The organism is Chamaesiphon sp. VAR_69_metabat_338 (genome assembly GCF_031423935.1).
Lineage (GTDB): Bacteria > Cyanobacteriota > Cyanobacteriia > Cyanobacteriales > Chamaesiphonaceae > Chamaesiphon.
This window is the reverse complement of the sequence record NZ_JANPGM010000549.1, coordinates 1-5,642: the sequence shown is the minus strand read 5'-3', so window position 1 is coordinate 5,642 and position 5,642 is coordinate 1. Positions and strand designations below refer to the sequence as shown.

At 47.9% G+C, this 5,642-nt stretch carries 3 protein-coding genes; 2 read left to right on the top strand and 1 reads right to left on the bottom strand.

The genetic code is table 11. The annotated features are described in order from the left end of the window. Positions 1 to 2,059, bottom strand: a 2,059-nt coding sequence (locus tag RMO84_RS15105) for a patatin-like phospholipase family protein (protein WP_310489269.1), incomplete at its 3' end; no start/stop codon positions are given. A 383-nt stretch (positions 2,060 to 2,442) separates the two neighbouring features. Here RMO84_RS15105 and ispG point away from each other — a divergent pair. Together ispG and ctpC are read left to right on the top strand one after the other, a co-directional pair. Continuing rightward, positions 2,443 to 3,666 carry a (E)-4-hydroxy-3-methylbut-2-enyl-diphosphate synthase gene (ispG, locus tag RMO84_RS15100; protein ID WP_310489268.1) on the top strand — a complete coding sequence of 408 codons (1,224 nt, stop codon included), beginning with the start codon at positions 2,443 to 2,445 and terminating at the stop codon, positions 3,664 to 3,666. Positions 3,667 to 3,929: 263 nt separating this feature from the next. Continuing rightward, positions 3,930 to 5,219, top strand: coding sequence for a carboxyl-terminal processing protease CtpC (gene ctpC / locus RMO84_RS15095; RefSeq protein ID WP_310489267.1), 1,290 nt, complete (start codon positions 3,930 to 3,932; stop codon positions 5,217 to 5,219). The last annotated feature ends 423 nt before the right edge of the window (positions 5,220 to 5,642 follow it).

Sequence of the window (5,642 nt, the reverse complement as noted above, 5' to 3'; positions counted from 1 at the left end):
ACTCGCGATCGAGAGCTTCAAAAGTTCGCCATTGCTTTAATAATTGACCGCTATAGCGATCGCCAAATTTCTCGATCTCGATCTCCGCAGCGATAGCCACCTGTTTCAAGATACTTGGAAAGCTTTGATTGCAGTCGTTATCGTATTCCAATTCGCGATCTGCCCAAATCAGTGGATGCAGATTAGTACTATGCTGAAGCTCGGCAATCCGTTGTTTGAATTGTGCGAATACGCTCGAAATTCTGGCTTGGGATAACCACCGTTCGCGACCGCTTTTTGCTGCTAATTCTGGCAGATCCAGCCAGAAATAAACAGCAATTGTTTCTAACTTCGATCCTGCTGCCGCATCGGGAATAAATGTCTGAAATTTAGTGCCATTTAACAGAAATCGATGCAACCGAAAGATTAGTTCGTAGACTAGCGCGCGGAGCCGACGATCGTTCCCTTCTTGATTGATTAAGTAATAAAAATAATTACTCACCGAGCGATCGCTTAACAATAACTCGATGCTAGCTCTAATTACTTCTAATAACTTGATGTTGCAGCTTAATTGTGCAGACAAGCATTGTAGATGCTCGCGCTCGGGAATCTCCAGTTCTGACCCTAGTAGATCGCCAATCCGATCGATAATATAAAAATGTTGGCGAATACTATATTCCACATCTAAATCGATAATTTGTGACTCGAATCGATCGATTAATTTATGGTGATGATGGCGGTCTTGGCTGTTGGTAAATTTACTAGTTAAAATCCGCTCGATCTTATCGATCGTCACTGAATACTGGGTATTTTGCGCTCCCAGATCGGCATGCAAAAGCAGGGGTAAATTACGATCTCTAAAATCAAATAATCTACCCCGCAAATAGATTTGGGACTGCGTGCGATCGCTACTTTCTAATAATTGCTGAGACTCTACTGCTTGCTCGGCGCGATCGATTAAAGTTTGATAGCGACGCACCTTGTGATTGTGCTCGTGAATCGTGCGCAAATCGTTAGTAATACTCTGATGGATCGGAATCGACAAAGTTGTAGCTTGGAGCAATTTACCCGTCCGCGCGGCTTTGTTTTTCCCCAGTTGCACTCGTTCTTGACCGCGTTCGGGATTGGGATCGACATAAAATAACTTCCGACTGCTAGCTCGATTTGGCAAGCGATAATAGGCTTCCTTCATCAAGCAAGTTAGCGGCGCATTGTCGAGTAAACCCCCATCGAGAAAATATAATTTATCATTGCGATCGAGTGGTAAATCTGGTGAATAATGTTTCGATAATTTGCCCCAAGTTACTAACTGCCGATCGACAAAATTTTGGCGATCGTGTAAATCGACTTCCACCAGCGGAAAAATCACTGGCGTGCCTGCTGTAATCTGGCACAATTTCACCAAGGCTTGATAGGTATCATTCGGCGATCGCGGTAGATCTGGATCGTTAAAATAAGGATTGAATGGTTCTTTGCGGCCTAACCGATGTTTGAGTCTAAACATCGCGCGATGGTTTTTGGATCTTAGATTGAGGGTATTTTCATCGAGCGATCGATCCACTTTCCCGAGATAGTCAGTCCCGGCAATTGCCAAATCTAATTCCTTGGTACTCGAAAACCATTCTTGGGACGAACGTGGTAATCGATACTCGATTGCCTCGATCGCCGTGCTCATCAAACCCCGCTGATAAAAGCTATGTCGGGTAGTACTGCCTTCACTGGCTTGGGGTTTGAACAGATTGGGCTTTTGGAGTAATTTGAGCAGCTCGCCACTATTGCGCCAAATTTTGGCAAACCGACTGTAATCTACTAATTCACGCGCGTTGCTATTAGCGATCGCAAAAGCTAGTAAGATGCCATTAACTCCACCAGCCGAACTGCCAGAAATCAGATCGACAACTAAGTCCGCATCGGTCAAAGCTTTGACTAATTTATAAATGCCCCGACCTCGGACAGCGTGATAAAACTCTTGGCAGACACCATGAGTGTAGATTGCCAAAGAGACACTACCATAGACTACCAAACCCAATTGCATTTCACGTAAAAACTTTGGCTGATAATAGCTACGCTGATTAGACATGATTGCAGGGGACGATCGCTAACGGGGTAGGAAGTTCGGGGTGTCAAGAAAAAAGTCGAACGGGTCGGAAAGTAAATCTAGTCGATCGAGTAGTTGAATAACTGCAAAATCGCCAAAATATACACCATTAAATCTGAGCGATATTAGCACTCATTTTAACAGGCTCTGCGGCGATCGGGAGTAGATCGATTTAGCCTCATCATGGCTGCTGGTCGTATTTTTTCTAATTACTCATTAGACTACACTAAGATCGGTCTACCCGATCATTAAGTGCCCAAATTAGCTACATCGATCGAGTCGAGCGATCGTCGCCACCAAAAGAGCCAAATTGTGGCAAGCTGAAGGGTAGATCGTTGCATCCAAATCTTCACTCTTATTTGTATATGCAGACCTTGCCAGCACCCAGTCCATCCGCTTACAGTAATTTAGGTACAGACACCACGATTCATCGCCGGAAGACCCGTTCTGTCGCTGTTGGCAGCATTACGATTGGCGGTCAGAACCCCGTAGTCGTCCAGTCGATGATCAATGAAGATACTCTGGACATCGATGGAGCTGTCGGTGGCATTCGTCGCCTCCACGAGATCGGTTGCGAAATCGTCCGCGTCACCGTGCCCAGCATGGCTCATGCTAGGGCATTGGCCGAAATTAAGCAAAAACTAATCGATACGTATCAAGTCGTGCCCCTAGTGGCCGACGTCCACCACAATGGCATGAAAATTGCCCTAGAGGTGGCCAAGCATGTAGACAAAGTGCGGATCAATCCTGGGTTGTATGTGTTCGAGAAGCCCAAACCCGATCGCACCGAATATACGCCTGCCGAATTTGCAGAGATTGGCGACCAAATTCGCGATATGCTCGAACCGCTGGTAATCTCGCTCAGAGACCAAAACAAAGCCATGCGGATCGGTGTCAATCACGGCTCCCTCGCCGAACGAATGTTATTTACCTACGGCGATACACCCGAAGGGATGGTTGAGTCGGCACTAGAATGCATCCGGATCTGTCAATCCTTTGACTTTCACAACTTGGTAATTTCGATGAAAGCCTCTCGCGTCCCCGTGATGCTGGCAGCCTATCGACTGCTCGCCCAACGGATGGATGCCGCTGGTATGGATTATCCAATTCACTTAGGAGTTACCGAAGCTGGGGATGGTGAATACGGACGGATCAAATCCACAGCGGGAATTGCCACCTTACTAGCCGAAGGTATTGGCGATACGCTGCGAGTGTCTCTCACGGAAGCTCCCGAAAAGGAAATCCCCGTTTGTTATAGCATCCTCCAAGCCTTGGGATTGCGCAAAACGATGGTCGAGTACGTCGCTTGCCCTTCCTGCGGTCGAACTTTATTTAACCTCGAAGAAGTTCTCCACCAAGTGCGGGCTGCCACCAATCACCTCACCGGCTTAGATATCGCCGTCATGGGTTGTATCGTCAATGGCCCCGGCGAGATGGCTGATGCTGACTATGGCTATGTCGGCAAAACACCTGGCTATATCTCCCTCTATCGCGGTCGCGATGAGATTAAGCGCGTGCCCGAAGCCGACGGCGTTGCCGAGTTAATTGCCTTGATTAAAGCTGACGATCGCTGGGTCGAACCAGAGTAGTAGCCGATCGCTAGAGATGAGGCTAAAATCGAAGCATCAACATCGACAGATTGGCGATCGACGATTCCTAATGGGATCGCCCGTTGATCTCGATCCCAGCTTTCAGCCAAGAGTAGTCGGGGCACTAGGCATACTTTCGATATGGTAAGATTGGATGATTATAAATTTATTCATCACATTTAAAGTTACCGATCGTGCTTGGCTAATTTAAGATCGCATTCCAGTCAATCTTTCTCTTTTCCTGCTAATTCCAGACGTAAATCATGAAGATCGAAAAACACGGGTTAGTTATTGGTGCCACCGCTTTAGTACTCACAGCAGTAGCAGTTACTGGTGCGGGTCTGCATCTTCCCAAAGGTGTTGCCTTCTTCAAGAATAGTCCCAAAGAATTGGTAGACGAAGTTTGGCAAATCGTCGATAAACAGTATGTCGATGGTACCTTCAATCAAAAAGACTGGCGCGCCATCCGCAAGCAGTACGTCGTCCAGAAAAATTACGCGAGCAAGGAAGAAGTTTATAAGTCGATCCGACTGATGCTCAAAAATCTGGGCGATCCTTACACCCGCTTCATGGATCCCAAAGAATTTCGCGATCTCCAAGTCGAAACCTCCGGTCAATTAATTGGCGTCGGCATTCAATTGAGCCAAAACGAGAAAACCAAGAAGCTCGAAGTTATCGCGCCGATCGAAGATACTTCCGCTTCTAAAGCGGGGATTCTTTCCAAAGATATCATTACCAAGATCGATGGCAAAAGTACCGCCGGGATGGATGTCAACCAAGCCGTCCAACTAATTCGCGGGAAGGAAGGCACCAATGTCAAACTCACCATTTTGCGCGATAGTCGCCAAGTCCTCGAATTTAACCTACTCCGCCAGCAAATCGAGATTCATCCCGTCGAAGCCAAATATCGCCCCAAAGAACTCGGTGGCATCGGGTATATCCGCCTCAAACAGTTTAGTGCTAACGCTTCGAGTGAGATGGGTACGGCTATCCAAAAACTCGAAAGTCAAGGCGCGACTGGCTATATCCTCGACTTGAGATCGAATCCAGGCGGTTTACTCTACGGTGCGATCGATATTGCCCGGATGTGGATGGATGATGGCAAAATTGTCTCCACCGTCAACCGGCAAGGGACTGGCGACATCAGCAGTGCCAATCGGACTGCTATTACCAAAAAACCCCTCGTCGTCCTCGTCGATGGCGGTTCTGCTAGTGCGAGTGAAATCCTCTCTGGTGCCCTCCAAGACAATAAACGCGCCCAACTAGTCGGCATGAAAACTTTTGGCAAAGGGTTGGTACAATCGGTGCGCCCTCTCTCCGAAGGTGCTGGCATGGCCGTGACGATCGCTAAATATTACACACCTAGCGGCAAGGATATCAATCACGCTGGCATCAAACCAGATATTGAAGTCAAACTATCTAAAACGCAAATCCAAGCCTTGGTGAAGGATCGGGCTAAAGTAGCGACAGCTGCCGATCCCCAGTATGCCAAAGCAGTTCAAACCCTCCAAGTCGCGATCGCAAACAGTGGCGGTGCTGCCCAAAAAAAGTAACTGATGGCACGCCGACGGATCTCACCGCCGCGTCGTGCAAGCCAGGAGCAGGCTCTGATTGCGCGATCGAAACATCGGTGACTAAGCTGACAAATCGTTACTTATCCAAAGCTCTATATTACCTGTGGTTTAGTAACTAGCCCGCCGCGTAATGTCGATCGAGGATCGCGCTCCAAAAAATTTGTTTTCGATCTACAAACACGGTGGGACTCATCGTGTCTGCGCGTGGAGGCTTCGGGGATACCCAGCCATTGAAGCGTGAAAACCTTGAAGGAAGCCAAGCGAGCTTTTCGGGGGAAGCTTCCCCCGAAAACGTCGCGCCCCATCATACGCTCAAGCGTTGATGGTGGGTAACGTCACTAACTAGTGCTATTACAGGCGTTACTGGATTGATTTGTGAAGGTATAGCCCTCACCCCGCCAG